Origin of the sequence: Streptomyces tibetensis, assembly GCF_040647715.1 — a bacterium.
GTDB lineage: Bacteria > Actinomycetota > Actinomycetes > Streptomycetales > Streptomycetaceae > Streptomyces > Streptomyces tibetensis_A.
Genome location: NZ_JBEZCR010000002.1, coordinates 804,037 through 827,295 on the forward strand (window position 1 = coordinate 804,037; position 23,259 = coordinate 827,295).

At 71.8% G+C, this 23,259-nt stretch carries 20 protein-coding genes; 13 read left to right on the forward strand and 7 right to left on the reverse strand.

Annotated elements, in window-relative coordinates; translation table 11 throughout:
* Positions 1–1,793, reverse strand: a 1,793-nt coding sequence (locus AB0B29_RS08225; RefSeq protein WP_362235510.1) for a DEAD/DEAH box helicase, incomplete at its 3' end; no start/stop codon positions are given.
* A gap of 475 nt (positions 1,794–2,268) precedes the next feature.
* Here AB0B29_RS08225 and AB0B29_RS08230 point away from each other — a divergent pair.
* The gene (locus AB0B29_RS08230; RefSeq protein WP_362235513.1) at positions 2,269–3,018 is read left to right on the forward strand and encodes a ferritin-like fold-containing protein; all 750 of its coding nucleotides are present in this window, start codon (positions 2,269–2,271) and stop codon (positions 3,016–3,018) included.
* A gap of 142 nt (positions 3,019–3,160) precedes the next feature.
* Here the strand turns inward: AB0B29_RS08230 and AB0B29_RS08235 are convergent, their stop codons facing one another.
* The 4 genes from AB0B29_RS08235 to AB0B29_RS08250 form a co-directional block, all read right to left on the reverse strand.
* Complete coding sequence (locus AB0B29_RS08235; protein WP_362235516.1) at positions 3,161–3,430, reverse strand: hypothetical protein; 270 nt, start codon at positions 3,428–3,430, stop codon at positions 3,161–3,163.
* A 357-nt stretch (positions 3,431–3,787) separates the two neighbouring features.
* Entirely contained in the window at positions 3,788–4,015 is a 228-nt protein-coding gene (locus tag AB0B29_RS08240) for a DUF3107 domain-containing protein (protein WP_030854792.1), read from the reverse strand.
* A 136-nt stretch (positions 4,016–4,151) separates the two neighbouring features.
* Positions 4,152–4,799 carry a TetR/AcrR family transcriptional regulator gene (locus tag AB0B29_RS08245; RefSeq protein WP_352101908.1) on the reverse strand — a complete coding sequence of 216 codons (648 nt, stop codon included), beginning with the start codon at positions 4,797–4,799 and terminating at the stop codon, positions 4,152–4,154.
* 207 nt (positions 4,800–5,006) lie between these two features.
* The gene (locus tag AB0B29_RS08250; RefSeq protein WP_344458652.1) at positions 5,007–5,231 is read right to left on the reverse strand and encodes a hypothetical protein; all 225 of its coding nucleotides are present in this window, start codon (positions 5,229–5,231) and stop codon (positions 5,007–5,009) included.
* Positions 5,232–5,486: 255 nt separating this feature from the next.
* Between AB0B29_RS08250 and AB0B29_RS08255 the strand changes: the two genes are divergently transcribed.
* The 12 genes from AB0B29_RS08255 (at position 5,487) to moeZ (ending at position 19,967) form a co-directional block, all read left to right on the forward strand.
* The gene (locus AB0B29_RS08255) at positions 5,487–6,527 is read left to right on the forward strand and encodes an alpha/beta fold hydrolase (protein ID WP_362235520.1); all 1,041 of its coding nucleotides are present in this window, start codon (positions 5,487–5,489) and stop codon (positions 6,525–6,527) included.
* An 8-nt stretch (positions 6,528–6,535) separates the two neighbouring features.
* The gene (locus tag AB0B29_RS08260; protein ID WP_362235523.1) at positions 6,536–8,065 is read left to right on the forward strand and encodes a DUF3152 domain-containing protein; all 1,530 of its coding nucleotides are present in this window, start codon (positions 6,536–6,538) and stop codon (positions 8,063–8,065) included.
* 68 nt (positions 8,066–8,133) lie between these two features.
* Positions 8,134–8,226 carry an Ms4533A family Cys-rich leader peptide gene (locus AB0B29_RS08265; protein WP_311774658.1) on the forward strand — a complete coding sequence of 31 codons (93 nt, stop codon included), beginning with the start codon at positions 8,134–8,136 and terminating at the stop codon, positions 8,224–8,226.
* Between the two features lie 169 nt (positions 8,227–8,395).
* The gene (locus AB0B29_RS08270; RefSeq protein WP_362235526.1) at positions 8,396–10,114 is read left to right on the forward strand and encodes an ABC transporter substrate-binding protein; all 1,719 of its coding nucleotides are present in this window, start codon (positions 8,396–8,398) and stop codon (positions 10,112–10,114) included.
* A gap of 4 nt (positions 10,115–10,118) precedes the next feature.
* Positions 10,119–11,129 (forward strand): ABC transporter permease, encoded by a 1,011-nt coding sequence (locus tag AB0B29_RS08275; protein WP_362235529.1) that lies wholly within the window; start codon positions 10,119–10,121, stop codon positions 11,127–11,129.
* Positions 11,126–12,124, forward strand: coding sequence for an ABC transporter permease (locus AB0B29_RS08280; protein ID WP_362235532.1), 999 nt, complete (start codon positions 11,126–11,128; stop codon positions 12,122–12,124). The genes AB0B29_RS08275 and AB0B29_RS08280 overlap by 4 nt, the downstream gene beginning before the upstream one ends.
* Positions 12,121–13,713 carry an ABC transporter ATP-binding protein gene (locus AB0B29_RS08285; RefSeq protein WP_362235535.1) on the forward strand — a complete coding sequence of 531 codons (1,593 nt, stop codon included), beginning with the start codon at positions 12,121–12,123 and terminating at the stop codon, positions 13,711–13,713. Before AB0B29_RS08280 ends, AB0B29_RS08285 begins: the two co-directional genes overlap by 4 nt.
* 260 nt (positions 13,714–13,973) lie before the next feature.
* A complete protein-coding gene (locus AB0B29_RS08290; RefSeq protein ID WP_362235538.1) occupies positions 13,974–15,719 on the forward strand; it encodes a DUF3492 domain-containing protein in 1,746 nt (581 codons plus the stop codon).
* Entirely contained in the window at positions 15,719–16,870 is a 1,152-nt protein-coding gene (locus AB0B29_RS08295) for a hypothetical protein (protein ID WP_362235540.1), read from the forward strand. The genes AB0B29_RS08290 and AB0B29_RS08295 overlap by 1 nt, the downstream gene beginning before the upstream one ends.
* Positions 16,871–17,028: 158 nt before the next feature.
* A complete protein-coding gene (locus AB0B29_RS08300) occupies positions 17,029–17,988 on the forward strand; it encodes an NAD-dependent epimerase/dehydratase family protein (protein ID WP_362235542.1) in 960 nt (319 codons plus the stop codon).
* A complete protein-coding gene (locus AB0B29_RS08305) occupies positions 17,976–18,725 on the forward strand; it encodes a spherulation-specific family 4 protein (RefSeq protein WP_362235544.1) in 750 nt (249 codons plus the stop codon). Before AB0B29_RS08300 ends, AB0B29_RS08305 begins: the two co-directional genes overlap by 13 nt.
* Positions 18,726–18,788: 63 nt before the next feature.
* Positions 18,789–19,967, forward strand: a complete 1,179-nt coding sequence (gene moeZ, locus AB0B29_RS08310; RefSeq protein WP_362235547.1) for an adenylyltransferase/sulfurtransferase MoeZ — start codon at positions 18,789–18,791, stop codon at positions 19,965–19,967.
* Between the two features lie 71 nt (positions 19,968–20,038).
* Here moeZ and AB0B29_RS08315 read toward each other — a convergent pair whose 3' ends face one another.
* Together AB0B29_RS08315 and AB0B29_RS08320 are read right to left on the reverse strand one after the other, a co-directional pair.
* Positions 20,039–21,508: an alpha/beta hydrolase gene (locus AB0B29_RS08315; protein ID WP_362235550.1), complete on the reverse strand. Its 1,470-nt coding sequence runs from the start codon at positions 21,506–21,508 to the stop codon at positions 20,039–20,041.
* Positions 21,509–21,644: 136 nt separating this feature from the next.
* On the reverse strand, positions 21,645–23,189 hold the full coding sequence (locus AB0B29_RS08320; protein WP_362235552.1) for an alpha/beta hydrolase: 1,545 nt from the start codon (positions 23,187–23,189) through the stop codon (positions 21,645–21,647).
* Between the last annotated feature and the right edge of the window lie 70 nt (positions 23,190–23,259).

Here is a 23,259-nt window from a genome sequence, read left to right on the forward strand (position 1 = left end):
GTCCCCTCGGCCGTGTCGAGCGCCGATTCGGCCGCGGACGCCGCCGTGGCCTTGCGGGTGCGGCGGCGCGGCTTGGCGGCGGCCTCGGGCTGTGCGGCATCCGCGGCGGCCGGTGCCTCAGCGGCGACCGCCTGCTCCGCGGCGACCGCCGGCTCCGAAACCGGCGGCGTCACCGCGGTCTCGGTCTCCACGACCGGCGTCTCCGAACGGCGCGTACGGCGCCGGCGCGGATCCGCAGCCGTCTCGGGGGACTCCGTGGCCGTGCCCTCCGCCGTCGCGACGGCGCTCTCCGCCTGCTCGGACGTGGTGGACTCGACCGCCGCGACGGGAGCGGGCTGGGACTGCGCCCCGCCCCGGGTGCGGCGACGGCGGCGCGGGGTGCGCGGAGCCGTCACGGCGTCAGCCTCGGCGGCGCTGTCGGTGGAAGCGGTACCCGGCGCCGTGGTGCCGACGGGCTCGGGAGCCCCGTCCACCGCGGCCCCGCCACGGGTACGGCGGCGGCGACGCGGCGTCCGCGACGACTGCTCGCGGTCGGCCGAACGGGACTCGTCCCGGTCGCCGCGGCCACCTCGCCCGCCGCGTCCGCGCGGCCCGCGGCCGCCCGGCTCGCCCAGGTCTTCCAGCTGCTCCGCGTCCAGCCCGGCGCGCGTGCGCTCCGAGCGCGGCAGGACGCCCTTCGTGCCCTCGGGGATGCCGAGGTCGGAGTAGAGGTGCGGGGAGGTGGAGTACGTCTCCGGCGGGTCGTTGAAGTCCAGCTCCAGCGCCTTGTTGATCAGCTGCCAGCGCGGGATGTCGTCCCAGTCGACCAGGGTGATCGCCGTACCCTTCGCACCCGCGCGGCCCGTCCGGCCGATGCGGTGCAGGTACGTCTTCTCCTCTTCCGGCGACTGGTAGTTGATGACGTGCGTGACGCCCTCGACGTCGATACCGCGGGCGGCGACGTCGGTGCAGACGAGCACGTCCACCTTGCCGTTGCGGAAGGCGCGCAGCGCCTGCTCGCGGGCGCCCTGGCCGAGGTCGCCGTGGACCGCGCCGGAGGCGAACCCGCGCTGCTTCAGCTGGTCGGCGAGATCGGCCGCGGTGCGCTTGGTGCGGCAGAACACCATGGCCAGCCCGCGGCCCTCGGCCTGGAGGATGCGCGCGACCATCTCGGGCTTGTCCATGTTGTGCGCGCGATAGATGTACTGCTTGGTGTTCGCGACCGTCGCGCCCGCGTCGTCCGGCGACGTGGCACTGATGTGCGTGGGCTGCGACATGTAGCGACGGGCCAGGCCGATGACCGCGCCCGGCATCGTGGCCGAGAACAGCATCGTCTGACGGCGCACCGGCAGCATGTTGATGATCTTCTCGACGTCGGGCAGGAAGCCCAGGTCGAGCATCTCGTCGGCCTCGTCGAGGATCAGCGACTTGACGTGCTTCAGGTTCAGCTTCTTCTGACCGGCGAGGTCGAGGAGCCGGCCCGGGGTGCCGACGACCACGTCGACGCCCTTCTTCAGGGCTTCGACCTGGGGCTCGTAGGCCCGGCCGCCGTAGATGGCGAGGACGCGGACGTTGCGCACCTTGCCCGCGGTCAGCAGGTCGTTGGTGACCTGCGTGCACAGCTCGCGCGTGGGGACGACGACGAGCGCCTGCGGGGCCTCGGTGAGGTCCTCGGGCTCGGCGCGCCCGGCCTCGACGTCGGCGGGGACGGTGACGCGCTCGAGGAGCGGGAGGCCGAAGCCCAGCGTCTTGCCGGTGCCGGTCTTGGCCTGACCGATGACGTCCTTGCCCGAGAGGGCGACGGGGAGCGTCATCTCCTGGATGGGGAAGGGGGTGATGATGCCGACGGCCTCAAGGGCCTCGGCGGTCTCGGGGAGGATTCCGAGCTCTCGGAACGTAGTCAGGGTGCTGCCTCTTCTGTGTGGGCGGCGCGAGGCGAGCGCGGGGTCGTGTCAGACCGTGCCGGGGACGTCGGCTGCCTACGGGCGGGCCGTAGAGCACGGGACCACGCCGACGCTCTAGCGCTCGTGCCGCTGAGGGTGTCCCCCTCCGGGTCTCGTACGCACTGTGGCGGACGGCCGGGGAGGGCTGTCGGGTCGGAGCCGATCGGGCCACCGACCGGGCATCCTCATACGTGCGGCCTGTCGAGGTACGTCGACGTACCAGCAGGCGCATTACCACCATACCCCGGAATCGCGCACATGCGATGGCCGATTCGGTCACGTAGTCGTCGTCACAGTGATTGACCAGGGCCTTACGCCTCCCGGCAAGCGGGTTATTGTGCGCTTCATGACGAGCTCTGACAAGCCTGAGAACGCCTCGGACACCGCCGCCGCCGAACCCACCCCAGTCGCCGCCCGGGACTGGGCGACGGCCTCCGCCGACCCGCAGTACCGTGCCGCGGTCGTGGATCTGCTCGGTGCGCTCGCCTACGGGGAGCTGGCGGCGTTCGAGCGGCTCGCGGAGGACGCCAAGCTGGCGCCGACGCTGGCGGACAAGGCGGAGCTGGCGAAGATGGCGTCGGCGGAGTTCCACCATTTCGAGAGGCTGCGCGACCGGCTGGCCGAGATCGGGGAGGAGCCGACGCGGGCGATGGAGCCGTTCGTCGCCGCGTACGACGGGTTCCACAAGCAGACGGCCCCCTCGGACTGGCTGGAGGGCCTCGTCAAGGCCTACGTGGGCGACTCGATCGCCAGCGACTTCTACCGGGAGGTGGCCGCCCGGCTGGACTCCGACTCGCGTGACCTGGTGCTGGCCGTGCTCGACGACACGGGGCACGGCGGCTTCGCCGTGGAGAAGGTGCGGGCCGCGATCGACGCCGACCCGCGCGTGGGCGGACGGCTCGCGCTGTGGGCGCGGCGGCTGATGGGTGAGGCCCTGTCGCAGTCCCAGCGGGTGGTCGCCGACCGTGACGCGCTGTCCACCATGCTGGTGGGTGGTGTCGCGGACGGCTTCGACCTCGCAGAGGTCGGCAAGATGTTCTCCCGGATCACCGAGGCCCACACCAAGCGGATGGCCGCCCTGGGGCTGGCCGCCTAAAACCTGCCGTCCAGAGCCGGCCGGCTGTGGGACATGTGCCTCTCAGCCGGCCCGGGCCCCGCGACGCCGGGAGATCCGGCCGGGCGGGGCCAGCCGCCTTCCGGCCGATCCCATCCTCAAAAGCGCCACCATCGGCGTCTGTTCACGCGGTCGCCGACCGGCGGCGCAGTCTTCCCGCGGGGCGCAGCAGCAGCGACAGCGAGGCCACCGAGACGATCACCGCGCCGAGCAGGACGAGCAGCACATGTCCCGCCTCCAGCGCGCTGTGCATGACGAAGGCCCCGAAGAGGGCGCCTGCGACTCCGGTCGACAGCACCAGGGAACGGGCCGGGAGACGGTGCGGCAGGCGGTGTGCGGCCGCCCATGCCAGAGCCAGGCCGAGGATCGCGGAGCTCAATGCTTCCAGGAGCATGTCGGGGTCCCTCCCACGTGGCCGGCCTGCCCAAATCGGTCGTAGCCCGTCTTACCCCTGACCTGCGAAATCCAATCCACCCCTGTGGGCGACTTGTGCTCCATCCGTGGAGGAACCGGTGCGCCGCAAGGGCAAGCCGAGGGCTACCCGAGAGGGGTGTCCGAGGCAGGGCGACGCAAACGCGGTGGACCGGCAGCGACCCGAACGGGACGGCCCGGCAGCGACCCGAACGGGACGGCCCGGCAGCGACCCGAACGGGACGGCCCGGTAGCACCGCGGGCGGGACCGCTCGGCGGCCGGGCAAACGCAAGCGGGGCGGGACGGCCGAAGCCGTCCCGCCCCGCTGCACGCGTGCGCCTACAGCGCGCCGAAGCCCACCTTGCGCGGGGCCGGCTCACCGATCTCGACGTAGGCGAGACGGTCGGCCGGGACGAGGAGCTTGCGGCCGTGCTCGTCCACGAGGCTCAGCAGCTGCGACTTCCCGGCCAGTGCCTCGGCGACCACGCGCTCGACCTCCTCGGCAGTCTGACCGCTCTCCAGAACGATCTCGCGGGGCGCGTGCTGCACGCCGATCTTGACCTCCACGGCTATGTCCCTCCGACGGTCAGTGATGTGCGCGACCTTCCGCGCCGTACGCAGCACACATTAGCCCGGTGAGGGGACGTACATGCTCCGCCCGAGAACGCCACGAGCGAACACCGGGCGGGAACAAAGGCGCCCGTCAGTGCTGCGGCTGGTCCATGCCGTGCAGCGGGAAGCCCGCGATACCGCGCCATGCCAGCGAGGTGAGCAGCTGTACGGCCTGGTCCCGCGGCACGCTGCGGTCGCTGTGCAGCCAGGACCGCGCGACCACCTGGGCGAGGCCGCCCAGACCCGAGGCGAGCAGCATCGACTCCGCGCGCGACAGGCCGGTGTCCTCGGCGATGACGTCGCAGATCGCCTCCGCGCACTCGTTCGTGACCTTGTCGACGCGCTCGCGCACGGCGGGCTCGTTCGTCAGGTCCGACTCGAACACCAGGCGGAACGCGCCGCCGTCGTCCTCGACGTAGGCGAAGTACGCGTCCATCGTCGCCCGTACGCGCTGCTTGTTGTCGGTCGTCGACGCCAGCGCGTTCCGTACGGCCTGGATGAGCGACTCGCAGTGCTGGTCCAGCAGTGCGAGATAGAGGTCGAGCTTGCCCGGGAAGTGCTGGTAGAGCACCGGCTTGCTGACGCCGGCACGCTCGGCGATGTCGTCCATCGCGGCCGCGTGGTAGCCCTGGGCCACGAAGACCTCCTGGGCGGCACCCAGGAGCTGGTTCCGTCGGGCACGGCGTGGCAGGCGTGTGCCCCGCGGGCGAACCGCCTCTGTCTGCTCGATGGCTGTCACGCCGCCTCCCATAATCGTCCACGTGCGGATCTGGCCGCGTCGCCATCGTACTTTTCGGTAACCGTGGTGTGCGCGGTGAGAGCGCAGAATTTCACGGACCGGCCGGATACGAAAGCGGTTGCCAAGGTTTCAAACAGGGGCAGAGCGGGCAAAAAGCTGCCCCTTTCCTGTTCTGTGGAGCGGTTCGTCGCCCGTCGGCGACGAGTGTCACCGGTAGTCGTCCTCGTCGAGCGAGACGATCCGGGCCTGCTCCACCAGGTCCGCCTCGTTGGCGCGGTCCGGGTCGACGCCGGTCAGCGGGTCGTCGCGGTCCGGCGCGATGTCCGCCTGCTGCTCGGCCGCGTCGACCTCGGGCGCCTCGACGTCGAACTCCTGCGCCTCCGGCGCGTCCTCGGCCTCGAACGTCTCCGGGTCGGTGGGGTCTACGGCCATGCTGGGCTCCCTTCCTACGAACGTCCCTGGGAATGCAGGGGCCACACGCGGGTGCCCTCTGTACGAGCCTAGGAGACACCCGATCCGGACGCTATGCGATCCGCGTCCGGGACGTGACGCAACGCTGCGCCCGTCGACTGCGCTCCCCGCGTGCCCGGGTGCCTGTTCTTCCGCGTTCCCAACCGGCCGATTCCTGTGACGGCGAACACAGGCGAACACATGAGCCACTGCGTGATCGTCTCGTAACATTGCCGCATGTCTTCGACCGAGCTGCCGTTCGTGCCGCCCGCCAATGTGCTGCCCAAGGTGGGGACCGTCCGGGTCGCGGAGGGTGAGCGGCTGAGGTCGGTCGAGCTGCCCGGCGTCACGCTCACGATGCGGTCGAGGCCTCCGGCGCGCGAGGGGCTGCCTCCCGCCCTGTTCGTGCACGGGCTCGGCGGTTCCTCACAGAACTGGTCGGCGCTGATGGCCCTGCTGGACGACTCCGTCGACGGCGAGGCGCTCGACCTGCCCGGCTTCGGCGACTCCCCGCCACCGGACGACGGCGACTACTCCGTCACGGGGCACGCGCGCGCGGTCATCCGCCACCTCGACGCCTCCGGGCGCGGCCCCGTGCACCTGTTCGGGAACTCGCTCGGCGGCGCCATCGCCACCCGTGTCGCCGCGGTTCGACCCGATCTGGTCCGTACGCTGACGCTCGTGTCGCCCGCCCTGCCGGAAATCCGAGTGCAGCGCACCGCTGTGCCCACGGGGCTGCTGGCGGTGCCCGGTGTGGCCCTGCTCTTCACCCGGCTCACCCGGGAGTGGACGGCGGAGCAGCGGGTCCGGGGCGTGATGGCGCTGTGTTACGGGGACCCCGGGCGGGTGACGCCGGAAGGATTCCGCAACGCCGTGCAGGAGATGGAGCGGCGGATGCGGTTGCCGTACTTCTGGGACGCGATGGCGCGCTCCGCGCGCGGGATCGTCAACGCCTACACGCTGGGCGGCCAGCAGGGGTTGTGGCGCCAGGCGGAACGAGTCCTCGCGCCGACCCTGCTCGTCTACGGCGGCCGCGACCAGCTCGTCGGCTTCCGCATGGCGCAGAAGGCCGCCCGGGCCTTCCGGGGATCCCGGATGGTGACGTTGCCCGATGCGGGCCATGTGGCGATGATGGAGTACCCGGAGACCGTGGCCCTGGCATTTCGGGAACTGCTCGAAGGAGCGGGCGAGTTGGGCACGCGGCGGGCCGGGCGGCCGGATGCCGGGGGCGTCGCCGCCGGCGAGGGAGCAGGCACCGACGAGAGCATGGGGGGCTGAGGCGCGACGTGGGACGCCACAGCCGCCGCGGACCGGTCGTCAAGGACGACAGCGCGGACACGACCGCGGCTCGGGACGGCCGGGCCGATGCCGCGCAGGGCCGGCGGCCTGGCCAGGACCAGGCGCCGGACGCCGACGGGGGAGCCAGGACCGCGCCGCAGGGCTCGCGCAGGGTGCCGGGGCCGAGGCCCGCGCCGGCGAACGGAACGCCGCCGCACGGCATGCCGCGCCTGCCCGACGGCTGGCATCCCGACGGCACGCCGGCCCAGGGCATGCCGCGCCTGCCCGACGGCACGCCGGTACGGGGAGTACCCCGCCTTGCGGACGACGCTCCCTCGCCAGGCGTTCCGAGGCGGGGCGACGGGACCCCGGCGCACGGTGTTCCCCGGCTGCCGGACGGCACCCCCGCGCACGGCTTTCCACAAGCCCGTGGCGGGCACCCCGAGCAGCGGGAAGCCGGGGGCGGCTGGGGTGAGCCGAGAGGGGCCGGCGGGGGGACCGCCGGGGTCGGCGTACCCATACCGCGGCAGCGACGGGCATCCGTGCCGGGGCCGCGGCAGGACTACATCGACGCCTTCGTCGACGAAGAGGACGACGTCTTCGCGCCCCGTACGCCCGCCTCCGCGCACGCCGCGGACGCCTACGCCTCCGTCACGGACTGGAACGTCGGCAGCCCTGCCGACTCCGGGTCCGGTCATGACGACGCGGGGCCCACCGGCGCGCCCGCGCCGGGTCGGGGTGGCAAGGGCCGTACCTTCACCGGCATCGCGGCCGCGGCCGTCACCACCGTGCTGGCCGTCATCGTCGCCGGGCAGGTCGCCGACGACCACGGCGGCGCCGGCGTGCAGTCGCAGTCCGCCACGGACCAGGCCCGTGACGTCCGGGACCCCGCGTCCCGCGCGGACGGCCGGGCGCCCGCCCCCGAGGCCAAGCTGCTGACGTACGACGAGAAGATGGGCAAAACGTATCCGCTCGGCGCCACCCTCAAGGGCTCCGGGAGGTTCGACGCGGTCCCCGGCATCGCCAAGGCGCCGGGTGCCGGGCAGAAGTTCACCTACCGCGTTGACGTGGAACAGGGCCTCGGGCTCGATGGCGCGCTGTTCGCCGAGGCCGTGCAGAAGACGCTCAACGACCAGCGCAGCTGGGCCCACAACGGCGCGCGCACCTTCGAGCGGATCTACTCCGGCAAGCCCGACTTCGTGATCACCCTGGCCAGCCCCGGCACGACCGCCGACTGGTGTGCCAAGTCGGGCCTGGACACCACCGAGGACAACGTCTCCTGCGACTCGGCGGCGACCGAGCGCGTGATGATCAACGCCTATCGGTGGGCGCAGGGCTCGGAGACCTACGGCGACAGCAAGATCCACGCCTATCGGCAGATGCTGATCAACCACGAGGTCGGCCATCGCCTCGGCTACAACCACGTCACCTGCGACAAGGACGGGGGCCTGGCCCCGGTCATGCAGCAGCAGACCAAGTTCCTCGACCACGACGGCATCCACTGCCGCCCCAACCCCTGGCCCTACCCCGGGAGTTGACAGGCGCCTCACAAGGTGTGGCGCGGCTCGCGTTGACATGCTCGGAAAGTTCGTTCATATTTCTGGGCATGTCGCCCCGTCACGTCTCCGTTCGCGCAGCCATCGAGCTGGCGCTCATCGGCGTGACCCCGCTCTGCGTGGCCGACATCCACTGTTGCTGACGCCCGCCCCCGGCGCGCGTCGCTCCTTCTCCCCGTGACTTCGTCGCGGTTCTTCCGACGGCTCGGCGCCGGGCAGACGTCTGTCTTCTTTCGTCTCACCCTTCGTCTTTTCGTCTCGCGATACGAGAACTCGTGATCCGGGACTCCTTTCCGAGAGGTCGTCATTCCGATGCGCCAACCGTCCGTCACAGCGCGCCGCGTGGCCGCGGCATCCGTCAGCCTGGTCCTGGCAGCGGGTGCCGCCGCCTGCGGGCCGAAGGACAACGATGCCAAGGGCGCCGGCGGCGACTCCACGCCTCACAAGGGCGGCACGCTCACCGTGCTGAACGCCAATCCGCAGCAGGACTTCGACCCGGCCCGCCTCTACACCTCCGGCGGCGGCAACGTCCCGTCCCTGGTCTTCCGTACGCTCACCACCCGCAACCGGGAGAACGGTGCCGCCGGCGCCAAGGTCGTCCCCGACCTCGCCACCGACACCGGGCGTCCCGGCAAGGACGCGACCGTGTGGACGTACACCCTGAAGAAGGGCCTGAAGTACGAGGACGGCACCCCCATCACCTCGGCCGACATCAAGTACGGCATCGAGCGCTCCTTCGCCCCCGAGCTGTCGGGCGGCGCCCCCTACCTGCGGGACTGGCTGGTGGGCGCGGCCGACTACCAGGGCCCGTACAAGGACAAGAAGGGCCTCGACGCGATCGAGACGCCGGACGAGCGGACCATCGTCTTCCACCTGAACAAGCCCGAGGGCGAGTTCCCGTACCTGGCCACGCAGACGCAGTTCGCGCCCGTCCCGAAGAGCAAGGACACGGGCACCAAGTACGAGGAGCACCCGGTCTCCTCCGGGCCGTACAAGGTCGTGCGGAACGAGAACGACGGTGAGCGGGTGACCCTGGAGCGCAACCCGCACTGGTCCGCCGCGACCGACGCCGAGCGCAAGGCCTACCCGGACAAGATCGACGTGCGGTCCGGGCTCGACTCCTCCGTGATCAACCAGCGGCTGTCCGCGTCCCAGGGAGCGGACGCCGCCGCGGTCACCACGGACACCAACCTCGGCCCGGCCGAACTGGCCAAGGTCACCGGCGACAAGGACCTCGCCTCCCGGGTCGGCACCGGGCACTTCGGCTACACCAACTACATAGCGTTCAACCCGACCGTCAAGCCCTTCGACGACCCCAAGGTGCGGCAGGCGGTCTCGTACGCCATCGACCGGTCGTCCGTGGTGAACGCGGCGGGCGGGTCCGCGCTGGCCGAGCCCGCCACCACCTTCCTGCCGGACCAGAAGTCCTTCGGCTACACGCCGTACGACCTCTTCCCGGCGGGCAAGACCGGTGACCCGGCCAAGGCCAGGGAACTGCTGAAGCAGGCCGGTCACGCGAACGGCCTCATCGTCACGCTGACGCACTCCAACGCCAAGGACTTCGAGACCAGCCCCGAGATCGCCACCGCCATCCAGGACGCGCTCAAGAAGGCCGGCATCACGGTCAAGCTGCAGGGGCTGGAGGACAACGACTACTCCGACAAGATCCACAACGTGAAGTCCGAGCCCGGCTTCTTCCTCGCCCACTGGGGCGCCGACTGGCCCTCGGGCGGGCCGTTCCTCGCCCCGATCTTCGACGGCCGGCAGATCGTCAAGGACGGTGCGAACTTCAACACGGGCCTGCTGAACGACAAGTCGGTCAATGCCGAGATCGACGCGATCAACAAGTTGACGGATCTTGACCAGGCCGCCAAGAGGTGGGGTGCACTGGACAAGAAGATCGGTGAGCAGGCCCTGACGGTGCCGCTGTTCCACCCCGTCTACAAGCGACTGGTCGGCAAGGACGTCAAGAACGTCGTGATCAGCGACTGGACCGGCGTGCTGGACATCTCCCAGGTCGCGGTGAAGTGACGCCGTGAGTGAGGCACTTCTCGCCACCGAGGCGGCCGGGACGGACACCACCGTCCCGGCCGCCTCGGGGGCCCGTCAGTTCTGGCGGCGGCTGCGCACGCAGCGCGCCGCCCTCGTCGCGGCCGGAGTCGTCGCGCTGCTCGTCCTGGTCGCGCTCGCCGCGCCGCTGCTCACCGCCCTGGAAGGCCAGGACCCGACCACCTACCACCCCTCCCTCGTGGACTCCGCGCGCGGCGGCGTGCCCATCGGGTCCCTCGGCGGAGCGAACGCCGACCACTGGTTCGGCGTCGAACCGCAGACCGGCCGCGACCTGTTCGCGCGGCTGGTGTACGGCGCACGCGTGTCCCTGGGCGTCGCCCTGGCCGCGACGGTCGTGCAGGTGGCCCTCGGGATCACCCTGGGCGTCGCGGCCGCACTCGGGAAGCGATGGGTTGATCAACTGTTGAGCCGGTTCACGGACGTCATCGTCGCCATGCCGCTCATGATCATGTCGCTGGCGCTGCTGGCGATCGTCCCGGCGAGCTTCCCGCGGCCCGTGCTGGTCGCGCTCGTCATCGGCCTGATCAGCTGGGGCAACATCGCCCGGATCGTCCGGGCGCAGACGCTCACCCTCAAGGAACTCGATCACGTCGCCGCGGCCCGCCTCAGCGGCTGGGGCACTTGGAGCATCGCCCGCCGCGAGCTCCTGCCCGGGATCGCCGCGCCCGTCATCACGTACGCCGCGCTGCTCGTCCCGATGAACATCACCGTCGAGGCCGCGCTGTCCTTCCTCGGCGTGGGCGTGAAACCGCCGACGCCCTCCTGGGGGCAGATGCTCACCAGCGCCGACGTCTGGTACCAGGCCGCCCCGCAGTACCTGTTGCTGCCCGCGGGCGCCCTGTTCGTCACGGTGCTCGCCCTCACCGTCCTCGGCGACGGCATCCGCACCGCCCTCGACCCGCGCGCGGCCTCCCGGTTGCGCGTCGGGACGGGACGCAAGAGGGAGTCCAAGGCGGACGAGGGAGGCACGGCATGAACGGCCTCACCGGCTTCCTCCTGCGCCGCGCGGTCGGCGCCGTCATCACCCTGTTCGTCATCTCGGTGATCGTCTACGTCGTCTTCTACGCCACCCCCGGCAACGTCGCCCAGATCACCTGCGGTCCGCGCTGCTCCCCGGAACAGGTGCACCAGGTGGCCCGGCAGCTGAACCTCGACGACCCGCTCTTCGTGCGGTACGGGCACTTCCTGCAGGGCCTCCTGGCCGGGCAGGACTACTCGACGGGTACGTCCGTGCAGCACTGCTCCGCGCCCTGCCTCGGCCTGTCGTACCAGAGCGACCAGCAGGTCACGCGGCTGATCCTGACCAAGCTCCCGGTCAGCGTGTCCCTGGTGGGCGGGGCGATGGTCATCTGGCTGGTCCTCGGTGTCGGCACCGGTGTGCTCTCCGCCTGGCGGCGCGGCCGCATCTCCGAGCGGGTGCTGACCGGCATCACCCTCGCCGGCACGGCCACCCCCGTCTTCGTCATCGGCCTGGTCCTGATGATCGTCGTCTGCGGCGAACTGCAACTGCTGCCCTTCCCGCAGTACGTGGCGTTCGGCGAGGACCCCGAACAGTGGGCGTGGAACCTGCTGCTGCCCTGGCTGTCGCTCGCCCTCATCGAGGCCGCTTCGTTCGCCCGGCTGACCCGGGCCTCGATGCTGGAGACGCTGGCGGAGGACCACATCCGCACCTTCCGCGCCTACGGCGTCGGCGAACGGTCGATCGTCGGGCGGCACGCACTGCGCGGTGCGTTCGCCCCTGTCATCGCGCTGAACGCCAACAACGTCGGGTCGGCGATCGGCGGCGCGGTGCTCACCGAGACGCTGTTCGGCCTGCCCGGCATCGGACAGGAACTCGTCCATGCCGTCAACGTCGTCGACCTGCCGGTCGTGGTCGGCATGGTCCTGGTCATCGGATTCTTCGTGGTCCTCGCCAACGCCGTCGCGGACGTCCTGTACGCGGTGGCCGACCGACGGGTGGTGCTGGCATGAGCCTGGTCGACGTGACGGGCCTGCGCGTGGACTTCGGCGCGCTGCGTGCCGTCGACGGACTCTCCTTCCGTCTGGAGGAGGGCGCCGCCCTCGCCCTGGTCGGCGAGTCCGGCTCCGGCAAGTCGACGGTGGCGTCCGCGCTGCTCGGTCTGCACCGCGGCACCGGCGCGCGGGTCGAGGGCACGGTCGAGGTGGCCGGCACCGACGTGCAGCGCGCCTCCGACGAGGAACTGCGGCGGCTGCGCGGCGGGCGGGCCGCCATGGTGTTCCAGGATCCGCTGTCCTCCCTCGACCCGTACTACGCCGTCGGCGACCAGATCGCCGAGGTGTACCGCGTGCACGCGCGCGTGTCCCGGCGGGCGGCACGCGCGCGTGCCGTGGAGGTCCTCGGCCGGGTGGGCATCCCGGACGCCGCCCGGCGGTCCCGGTCCCGGCCGCACGAGTTCAGCGGCGGCATGCGCCAGCGCGCCCTGATCGCCATGGCGCTCGCGTGCGAACCCCGGCTGCTGATCGCCGACGAGCCGACGACCGCCCTCGACGTGACGGTCCAGGCCCAGGTCCTGGACCTGCTGCACACGCTGCGCGAGGAGACCGGCATGGGCCTGCTGCTCGTCACGCACGACGTCGGCGTCGCCGCCGAGAGCGTCGACGAGGTGCTGGTGATGCGGCACGGCCGGGCGGTCGAACACGGCCCGGTCGGCGACGTGCTGGGCGCGCCGGCCCAGCCGTACACCCGGGAACTGCTGGCCGCCGTCCCCCGGCTGGACGCGCCCGGGAAGGCCTCGACGGCCCCCGAGGAGGTCGTCCTGGAGGCGACCGGCCTGCGGCGCGCGTTCGGGCGCGGGAAACGGGCGGTCACGGCCGTGGACGACGTGTCGCTGGTCCTGCGCCGCGGCGAGACCCTCGGAATCGTCGGTGAGAGCGGCAGCGGCAAGACGACCCTCGGGCGCATGCTCGTCGGGCTGCTGGAGCCGACGGCGGGATCGCTGACCTTCGAGGGCCGTCCGCACACCGGTGTGCACCCGGCCGTGCAGATGGTCTTCCAGGACCCGGTCTCCTCGCTCAACCCCCGCCGCAGCGTGGGCGAGTCCATCGCCGACCCGCTGCGCGCACGAGGTGAGCGGCAGGAGGGGCGCATCCGGGAGCGCGTGGGCGAATTGCTGGAGCGCGTGGGGCTCGAAGCGGCGCATTACGACCGTTATCCCCATGAGTTCAGCGGCGGGCAGCGCCAGCGGGTGGGCATCGCCCGGGCCCTCGCGGCCGACCCACGGGTCATCGTCTGCGACGAGCCGGTCTCGGCCCTCGACGTCACCACCCAGGCCCATGTGGTCGAGCTGCTGGGGGAGTTGCAGCGCGAACTCGGGCTCGCGCTCGTCTTCGTCGCACACGACCTGGCCGTCGTCCGGCAGGTCAGCGACCGGGTCGCGGTGATGCGGCGCGGCAGGATCGTCGAGGAAGGGCCCGCCGGTGAGGTGTACGAGTCGCCGCGCGACCCCTACACCAGGCAGTTGCTGGCCGCAGTCCCGGCACTCGATCCGCAGGCCGCCGCACGACGCAGGGCGGAGCGACGGGAGTTGGCGGCGGCGTGATGCCGCGTTCGGCGTCCGGAGTCGGTCGCGGCGTGATGCCGCGTTCGGCGTCGGAGGCGGCCACGGTGTGACGATCCGTGTCCGCTTGATCTCCTAGCGCGACAGAACGCGACCTGCACGGGAAAGTTACGACCGTTCACCCCTTTTGGTGGTACGACGGACAACCGTCCGTCGTACCACCGCCTTGTCCGCATACGTTCGTCCCGCTGCGAGCCGCCGGACAACGGCGGCTCCCCATACGGGAGATCGGGGGTGCACACGTGCGCATCGGACTGCTTACGGAGGGTGGCTATCCGTATGTGAGCGGTGACGCCAGGCTCTGGTGCGACCGGCTGGTGCGCGGGCTCGCCCAGCACGAGTTCGACGTCTACGCGCTCAGTCGCAGCGAGCACCAGGAGGACGAGGGCTGGGTCCCGCTGTCACCGAACGTCCGCCGGGTGCGCACCGCGCCCCTGTGGATGGCCGAGGACGACGAGGTGGTGCTCGGGCGCCGCGCACGCCGGCGGTTCACCGAGTACTTCGGAGAGCTGGCCGCCGTGCTGTGCGGAGGGCCGGGAGGAGCCGCCTCCCCGGCCGCGAAGGGCGTCCCGAGCGCTGCCGGTCGGCTCTCCGCAAGCGCGCCCACCTCCGAGGCGGACCGTTTCGCCAACGCTCTGTACGGGCTCGCCGAACTCGCCCGCGAAGAGGGCGGACTGACGGGAGCGCTCCGGTCGGAGGCCGCCGTGCGCACCCTGGAACGCGCCTGTCGTGCGCCCGGCGCCCATCGCGCGGCACGCGAGGCGCGCGTACCGGATCTGCTCACCGTCGCCGCGCACCTCGAACGCGCCCTGCGCCCCCTCTCCCTCGACTGGTACGAGGACGACGGGCTCGGCGCGGTCGACCTCTGTCACGCCGCGTCCGGCGGTACGGCCGCCCTGCCGGGCCTGCTGGCCCGGCACTTCACCGGCGTGCCCCTGATGGTGAGCGAATACGGCGTGCGCCTACGGACGCACTACCTCACCGCCCCCGTTGCCCCGCCCGCCGTACGGTCCCTGCTCGCGGCCTTCCAGGGCCGGCTCGCTGCCGAGGCCTACGGGCGGGCCGAGGTCGTCACCGCCGGCAACACCCACACCCGCCGATGGCAGGAGCGCTGCGGCGCCGATCGCGAGAAGCTCCGCACGGTCTACCCCGGCATGGAGGCCCGGCCCTTCGCCGAGGTGGGCGAGTTCCCGGACCGCGCCGACCCGTACGCGCTCGTCTGGGTCGGCCGCGTCGAGCCCGCGAAGGACCTGGTCTCGCTGCTGCACGCCTTCGCGGAAGTGCGCAAGCAGGAGCCGCGGACGCGGCTGCGCATCGTGGGCACCCCCGACGGCCCCGAGGGTGCCGCCTACCTCGGTCACTGCAGGGCGCTGGCCGCCCAGCTCTTCCCCGACGAGGCCGAGGGCCCGCACGCCGCCGGCGACAATCCGGTGTCCTTCGAGGAGATCGGCGGCCCTGAACTCCCGGCCGTCGCCGACGCCCACGCTTCGGGTGCCGTGATCGTCCTGTCCAGCGTGGTCGAGGGCTTTCCCGTCGGCCTCGTCGAGGCCATGCTCTGCGGACGCGCGACGGTGTCGACGGACGTCGGCGCGGTCGTGGAGGTCATCGGCGGCACGGGGCTCGTGGTACCGCCGCGCAATCCGCGGGCGCTCGCCGACGCGTGCGTGGCGCTGCTGCGCGACCCTCAGCGCCGTGCGCGCCTGGGGGCCGCCGCTCGCGCCCGTGCTCTCGAACTGTTCACGGTCGAGCAGAACATCGAGGCATTTCACGGCATTTACCTGGAGATCGTCTCGCACGCGCCCGTCCGCCGTGTCCTCCTCGACGGAGCGGGGGCACCACTGCCGTTCGCGGTGCCCGCCGAGGCCCACGTACCCGTCCGCTGGACCGCCGCGTCGCCCCGCCTCGCCGCCGCCCGCAGTGGCCCCGGCCGGGCGGCGGGCAGACCGGTGCGGGCGACCACTCCCGTGTCCGCATCGGAGGGTGCGTGATGAGCGACTTGGGCGAACTGGACCGTCCGGGAAGCACCTCGCGCCGGGGCGCTGCCGACCCGGTCAAGGCGCTGATGCACCGTCACCGCGAACTCTGTGAGCGCGCGGTGGACTCTCTGGAGATCGCCGCGGGACTGGAGGCGCACGGCATCACCGACCGGACCGCGGCCCGCTTCCGCCACCGGGACGTCTTCTCCCTCGCGGAGGAGATGTACGCGCGGGTCTCACGGGACGGGAACACACCCCTGCCCGCCGTACCCGCCCCTCCCCGGGTGCGCGCCGGCTGGGCCCTTCTGACCCTCCTGCCCGGTGCGCTGTGCGCCGCTGCCGTGACCGCCGTGCACCTCACCCATGGGCGCCCGCGCCTGTTCGCGGCCGCGGCGGGTGCCCTGGCCGTGGCCCTGGGACTGCGCGCGGCCCTGCGCCGAGGGCCCCTCAGCAGGACCGACACGGACCGGCCCGGGCCGCGACCGGGCGCGGCCTCCGGCAGGACCACCCCGTGGACCCTGTCGCTCGTCCTCTACGCCCTCCTGGGCGACGGCTTGCTCCGCAACGCCCTCGCCGGAGGCCCCGACACCCTGCCAACCGGCGCGCCCGACGGTGCCTGGCCCCTCACCGCCACCCCCGTCCTGGCTCTGGCCCTGGCCTGCGCGCCCGCTGCCTGGACCGCGCACCTCCTCGCCGTGCGCGCCCGCCGCAAACTCGCCTCCAGCCGCGGCCTGGAGGACTTCGCCGCCGCCGTACGCCCCCTGCTGCTCGGCACGTTCGCCCTGTTCCTGGGTGCCCTGGCGGTCCTGCTCGCCCTCTGCGGGGCAGTCCTCGGCGAGTCCGCTGCCTCCGCTCAGGCCCTCGCACTGGGGGCGCTCCTGTTCCTGGCCCGCCTCCTGACCACGCACGGCTTCACCTATGCCCCCGCCGTGGTCCTCACCGCGACGGCCATGGCAGAGGCGGTCGCCCTCGCCACAGTGTTCGCCTCCCGCCTCCTTGGTCTCGACTTCCTGGCCACCCCCGTCGAAACCCTCGTCACCACCTGGGGCGCCGGCAGCGTCCCCACCCTCGCCTGCGGAGCGGCGGCCCTGGCCCTGCTGGTCCACACGACCCGCAAGCTCGCCCGGGCCTCGGCCCACGCACCGCCGGAGCCCGCGCGGTGACCGCTGCCGGTCCCGGCCCGCCGCCGCGGGAGGCATTCACCCCGACTCTGCCCCCTTCCTTTCCCTTCTTTCCCCTCCTTCCCGCCTCTCTTTTCCGCCTCTAGGAGAACCCGCATGATCACCCACCCAGGAACCCCGGCGACATGGGGAGCCGCGCGATGAGAGTCCTGCTGATCGGAGCCAACGGCTACATCGGGCGCTTCGTCGCCGACCGCCTGCTCGCCGACCCGGCCGTGCAGCTCACCGCCCTCGGCCGTGGAGACGACGCCGACGTCCGATTCGACCTCGCCTCGGGCAGCCCCGGCGCCCTCACCCGCTTCCTCGACGCCGTCCACCCGGGTGTCGTCGTCAACTGCGCCGGCGCCACCCGCGGCGGCGCCCGCGAGCTCACCCGCCACAACACCGTCGCCGTCGCCACTGTCTGCGAGGCCCTGCGCCGCAGCGGCTGCGGCGCCCGGCTGGTGCAGATCGGCTGCAGCGCGGAGTACGGTCCGAGCCAGCCCGGCTCGTCCACCGCCGAGGACGCGGTGCCCCGGCCCGGCGGCCCGTACGGTGTCAGCAAACTCGCCGCCACCGAACTGGTCCTCGGCTCCGGCCTGGACGCCGTCGTCCTGCGCGTCTTCTCACCGGCCGGGCCCGGCACCCCCGCCGGCTCCCCGCTGGGCCGTCTCGCCGAGGCCATGCGCCGCGCCATGCAGTCCGGCGACGGCGAACTGAAACTCGGCGGGCTCGGCGCCCAGCGCGACTTCGTCGACGTCCGCGACGTGGCCCGCGCCGTCCACGCCGCCTCGCTCTCCGCCGCGCAGGGCGTCATCAACATCGGCTCCGGACGCGCCGTGCGCCTGCGCGACGCCGCCGCCGTCCTCGCCCGGGTCGCCGGGTACGGCGGCGCCCTCCACGAACTCGACGGACCTGCCGGCGCCCTGCGCACGGCCATCGGCCACCCCCGCCCCGACCCGGACCACGCGCCCCCCGTCGCGTACCCGTACCCGGACGGCTGCGGCAGCTGGCAGCAGGCCGACGTGCGCACCGCGCGCGACCGGCTCGGCTGGCGTCCCCGGATCGGCCTGGAGGAGTCCCTCGCCGACATCTGGATGGAGGCGGCGTGCCGCATCTGACCAGATTCCGGCGCAGCACCTCGGGCACGGAACTCCGCCCCGGCGTCGGGGTGCCCGGCTACGCCCATCCCCTCCTCGCCCCCACCGAATGGGGTGAGCTGACCCGCCCCGGCACCCCGCTGCACTGGGTGGTCCTCAATGTGGCCGACGGTCCCGGCACGCGCCCCGACCCGCACTGCCTGGCGGCGGCCGGCCGCCTGCGCAACGCGGGCATCCGCGTCCTCGGCCACCTCGACACCCGGTACGGCACCCGCAACTTCGGCGAGCTGATCTCGGACGCCCACCGCTTCGTCGACTGGTACCAGGTCGACGGCTTTCTCCTGGAGCGCTGCCCCGCCGACCACGCCGGGCTGCCCGAGGTCCGCCGCACCGTCGCCACGCTGCGCGTGATCCGTGACGCTGCCCACATCGTCCTCGGCCACGGCATCCACCCGCACCCCGGCTACGTCGATCTCGCCGACCAGCTGGTCACCTTCTCCGGGCCCTGGAGCGACTACCGCTGGTCGCAGGTGGCGGAGTGGACCGTCGACCACGCGCCCGAGCGCTTCTGCCACTTCGTCCACGGCGTGCCCCGCCCCCACCTGGCCGAGGCACTGCGCATCGCCCGGTGGCAGGGCGCCGCGACGGTCTGGATCACCGACCACACGGACGAGGGCGGTCACACCGACCCCTGGGAGGCCATGCCCGGCTACTGGGACGAATTCGTCTCGCGTGTCGGAACAGGTGTCTCGGAATGAAAAAGGGCATGGCACTGTTACGGGGAGAACAACCGTAGTGATTGACCGACCAACGGAGTCCCCGTGTCGCTGCCACCCCTGGTCGAGCCGGCTGCCGAGCTCACCGTAGACGAGGTCCGCAGGTACTCCCGCCACCTGATCATCCCCGACGTCGGGATGGACGGGCAGAAGCGGCTGAAGAACGCCAAGGTGCTGTGTGTGGGCGCCGGCGGCCTGGGCTCGCCGGCGCTGATGTACCTGGCCGCCGCGGGCGTCGGCACCCTCGGCATCGTGGAGTTCGACGAGGTCGACGAGTCGAACCTGCAGCGCCAGATCATCCACAGCCAGGCCGACATCGGCCGCCCCAAGGCCGAGTCGGCCCGCGACAGCGTCAAGGGCATCAACCCGTACGTGAACGTGATCCTTCACGAGGAGCGGCTCGAGGCCGACAACGTGATGGAGATCTTCAGCCAGTACGACCTGATCGTCGACGGTACGGACAACTTCGCGACCCGTTACCTCGTCAACGACGCCTGTGTGCTGCTGAACAAGCCGTACGTCTGGGGCTCGATCTACCGCTTCGACGGCCAGGCGTCCGTCTTCTGGTCCGAGCACGGCCCCTGCTACCGCTGCCTGTACCCGGAGCCCCCGCCCCCCGGCATGGTCCCCTCCTGCGCCGAGGGCGGCGTCCTCGGTGTGCTGTGCGCGTCCATCGGTTCCATCCAGGTCAACGAGGCCATCAAGCTGCTCGCCGGCATCGGTGACCCGCTGGTCGGCCGGCTGATGATCTACGACGCCCTGGAGATGCAGTACCGCCAGGTCAAGGTCCGCAAGGACCCGAACTGCGCGGTCTGCGGCGAGAACCCGACCGTCACCGAGCTCATCGACTACGAGGCCTTCTGCGGCGTCGTGTCCGAGGAGGCCCAGGCGGCCGCCGCCGATTCCACGATCACTCCCAAGCAGCTCAAGGAGTGGATCGACGACGGCGAGAGCATCGACATCATCGACGTCCGCGAGCCGAACGAGTACGAGATCGTCTCCATCCCGGGCGCCCGGCTGATCCCGAAGAACGAGTTCCTCATGGGCACCGCCCTGGAGAACCTCCCGCAGGACAAGAAGATCGTCCTGCATTGCAAGACGGGTGTCCGCAGTGCGGAGGTCCTCGCGGTGCTGAAGTCCGCGGGCTTCTCGGACGCGGTGCACGTCGGCGGTGGCGTGATCGGCTGGGTCAACCAGATCGAGCCGTCCAAGCCGGTGTACTGAGCCGTATCCGGCCTCGCTTCCCGTGCGGCGGGGGTCCCGGACACCACGGGTGTCCGGGACCCCCGCCGTCGTCATGAGCAGACCTTGCCGTCCTTCGGCACCGAACCGTCCAGCAGGTAGGCGTTCACCGTGGAGTCGACGCAGTCGCTCCCGCTGCCGTACGCACCGTGCCCCTCGCCCCGCCAGGTGAGCATCACTCCGACACCCTTGCCCAGTTCGTCCGCCATCCGGCGCGCGCCCTCGTACGGGGTGGCCGGGTCGCCGGTGTTGCCGACCACCAGCACCGGTGCCGCGCCGGGGGCGCTCACTTCCGGGGTGTCGTGCTGTCCGGGCACCGGCCAGTCGTGGCACCAGCCGGCCGTGTCCCAGCCGAGGAACGTCCCGAAGACCGGGGAGATCTTCTCGAACCGGGGCAGCAGCCGCTTCGTCCCGGCCACCGTCGGCCGCTGCCGGTCGTCCAGGCACGATATGACCCGCTGGGAGTGGGTCGTCGTGCCGTAACGCCCCGAGGGGGCACGTTCGTTGTAGCGGTCGGCGAGGGCCAGCAGCTCCGAGCCGTCGCCCTGTTCGGCCGCGTCGAGGGCACTCGTCAGTGTCGGCCAGCTGTCCTTGCTGTACAGCGGCAGGATGATGCCGGTCACCGCGAGGGCCTGGGTCAGCTTCCGGCCGGGCAGGCCCGCCGGGAGGGGGCGGGCGTCGATCCGCTGCAACAGGGCCGCGATCTTCCGCGAGCCCGCCTGAGGGTCCTGGCCCGTGGACTCGAGGTAACTGTCCAGGGCGCGCTGGAAGCCCCGCGCCTGGTTCTCGGCGTGGCCCACGGTGTCCGCCCCGGGGTCGACGACCGCGTCCAGCGTCATGCGTCCCACCTTCTTGGGGAAGAGGTGCGCGTAGGTGCCGCCCAGTTCGGTGCCGTAGGAGATGCCGAAGTAGTTCATCCTCCTGTCGCCGAGGACTGCACGGATGCGGTCCATGTCACGGGCCGAGTCGGCCGTCGAGACGTGGGTCAGGAGCTTGCCGGCGTCCTTCCGGCAGCCCTTGCCGAAGTCGGTGGCGTCCTCCAGGAACGCCTTCTCCTCGGCCGGGGTGTCCGGGGTGAGGTCCACCGACTCGGCGGCCTGGATCTCCTTGTCTCCCCGGCAACGGACCCCTTCGCTCGCACCCACCCCGCGGGGATCCCAGCTCACCAGGTCGTACCGCTCGCGCAGTGAGGAGACGGTCGGGGCGTACGACGGCATCATGGACACGCCCGACGCCCCCGGGCCGCCGAAGTTGAACAGCAGCGACCCGACGCGATCGCCGCCGCGCGCCTTGGCTCGGATCAGCCCCAGACCGATCGTCTCGCCGTCCGGCTTCGACCAGTCCAGCGGCACCTTCAGCGTCGCGCACTGCCAGTCGCTGCTCGGCGCGGGCCCGTCGGCCGTGGCTTTGCAGCGCCCCCACGACAGCCCGCTCCTGTCGTCGTCGGACGGACCGCCGCTGCAGCCCGCGGCCAGCAGGGCCGATGCGGCCGCCAGAGCGGACCACCGAACGAAGCGCGTCATTGCCCATCCCCCCCTCACAGGCCGTCCGCTTCGTGCCGCGGATGGCGGTCCGGCCATCGTAGGCACATCCCGCGTCGGCCGTCTCAGCCTGTGGATAACCCTCTGACCTGCGAGTTTTGCCGGACAGCTGAGGGCGTCAGGTGCAGACGGTCCCCGCCGGCGGCACCTTTCCGTCCAGCAGATAGCCGTTCACCGCGCCCTGCACACACGGGTTCTTGCTGTCGTAGGCGCCGTGGCCCTGGCCCCGGTACGTGAGCTCGACTCCGACGCCCTTGCCCAGCGCGTCCACCATCGCCCGCGCACCCTCGTACGGCGTGGCCGGGTCACCGGTGTTGCCGACGACCAGGATGGGCGCCGAGCCCGGGGCGCTGACGTCCGGGTGGTCGGCGGCGCCCGCCACGGCCCAGTCGGTGCAGCCGATCATGCCCCAGGCCAGGGCGTCGCCGAACAGGGGTGACGCGGCCCGGAACTCGGGCAGCCGTTGCTCGACGTAGGCGGCGTCGTAGCGCGGCTTGGCGTCGGCGCAACTGATAGCGGTGTAGGCGGCGGTCGAGTTGTCGTATTCGCCGTTCTCGCTGCGTCCGTTCATCGAGTCGGAGAGCAGCATGAGGGTGCTGCCGTTGCCGTCGTAGGCCTCTTCCAGGCCATCGGTGAGGATGTCCCAGAAGTCCTTCGAGTACAGGGCTTGCAAGATGCCGCTGGTCGCCGCGGTCTGGGTCAGCTGGCGGGGGAAAATGCCTTGGATCGGCTTGCCGTCGAGGTCGTGCAGCAGCCGGGCGATGCGGTCCTTCACGTCCTGCGCGCTGTCGCCGATGGGGCACTCCTCGGTCTTCGACACACAGTCCTCGGCGAAGTTGTCGAGCGCCAGCTGGAAGCCCTTGGTCTGCCCCAGAGTGCCCTGTTCGGGGTCCCGCGTGGGGTCGACGACGGCGTCGAACACCGCACGGCCGACCCGCTCGGGGAACAGGTGGGCGTAGACGCCGCCCAGCTCGGTGCCGTAGGAGATGCCGAAGTAGTGCAGCTTGTCGTCGCCGAGGACCTGGCGCATCAGGTCCAGGTCGCGGGCCGCGTCGGTGGTGCGCACGTGCGGCAGGACCTTCTCCGAGTTCTGCTCGCACGCGTCGTTGAACTCCTTGGTGCTGTCCAGGAGCTGGGTGCGTTCGGCGGCGTCGTCGGGCGTGCCGTCCTGCTGGAAGTAGGCGTCGAGCTGCTGGTCGTTCTCGCAGATCACGGGGTCGCTGCGGCCGACCCCGCGCGGGTCGAAGCTGACCAGGTCGTAGCGGGTGCGCAGCTTCTCGTAGTCCTTGGCGAAAGAGGGCAGTGTGGCGACGCCCGAGCCGCCGGGGCCGCCGAAGTTGAAGACGAGCGAGCCGATGCGTTCGTTCCCGCTGCCGGTGGTCCTGACTCTGATCAGTTCGAGGCCGATCGTGTCGCCCTTGGGGTCGCTCCAGTCGAGCGGGGCCTTCATCGTCGCGCACTGCCACTCACCGTCGTCCGGCAGGGGAGTGGGCGCGGGACCGCCGCCCTGGGCCTCGTCCGGGGCCTGGCAAGCCTTCCAGCTCAGTTCCTGCCGCGTCACGTCCTCGTCCTGGGCGTCGTCGCCGCAGCCCGCCAGCACGGTGGTCAGCAGCACGGCTGAGGCGGTCAGGGCGGCGGCGCGCAGCCGGAGGAGGGTTGGCATGGTTCCATCCTGCGGCGGCCCCGGACCAGGCGCGCGGGACGCGTGCCGTACGAGGTAGGAGGGTTCGGTG

What these genes read in the sequence shown, in the direction of transcription:
- AB0B29_RS08230 (WP_362235513.1), top strand. Translation starts at nt 2,269, where the DNA reads ATGACGAGCTCTGACAAGCCTGAGAACGCCTCGGACACCGCCGCCGCC.
- AB0B29_RS08235 (WP_362235516.1), bottom strand. Translation starts at nt 3,430, where the DNA reads ATGCTCCTGGAAGCATTGAGCTCCGCGATCCTCGGCCTGGCTCTGGCA.
- AB0B29_RS08250 (WP_344458652.1), bottom strand. Translation starts at nt 5,231, where the DNA reads ATGGCCGTAGACCCCACCGACCCGGAGACGTTCGAGGCCGAGGACGCG.
- AB0B29_RS08255 (WP_362235520.1), top strand. Translation starts at nt 5,487, where the DNA reads ATGTCTTCGACCGAGCTGCCGTTCGTGCCGCCCGCCAATGTGCTGCCC.
- AB0B29_RS08265 (WP_311774658.1), top strand. Translation starts at nt 8,134, where the DNA reads ATGTCGCCCCGTCACGTCTCCGTTCGCGCAGCCATCGAGCTGGCGCTC.
- AB0B29_RS08270 (WP_362235526.1), top strand. Translation starts at nt 8,396, where the DNA reads ATGCGCCAACCGTCCGTCACAGCGCGCCGCGTGGCCGCGGCATCCGTC.
- AB0B29_RS08280 (WP_362235532.1), top strand. Translation starts at nt 11,126, where the DNA reads ATGAACGGCCTCACCGGCTTCCTCCTGCGCCGCGCGGTCGGCGCCGTC.
- AB0B29_RS08285 (WP_362235535.1), top strand. Translation starts at nt 12,121, where the DNA reads ATGAGCCTGGTCGACGTGACGGGCCTGCGCGTGGACTTCGGCGCGCTG.
- AB0B29_RS08295 (WP_362235540.1), top strand. Translation starts at nt 15,719, where the DNA reads ATGAGCGACTTGGGCGAACTGGACCGTCCGGGAAGCACCTCGCGCCGG.
- AB0B29_RS08300 (WP_362235542.1), top strand. Translation starts at nt 17,029, where the DNA reads ATGAGAGTCCTGCTGATCGGAGCCAACGGCTACATCGGGCGCTTCGTC.
- AB0B29_RS08315 (WP_362235550.1), bottom strand. Translation starts at nt 21,508, where the DNA reads ATGACGCGCTTCGTTCGGTGGTCCGCTCTGGCGGCCGCATCGGCCCTG.
- AB0B29_RS08320 (WP_362235552.1), bottom strand. Translation starts at nt 23,189, where the DNA reads ATGCCAACCCTCCTCCGGCTGCGCGCCGCCGCCCTGACCGCCTCAGCC.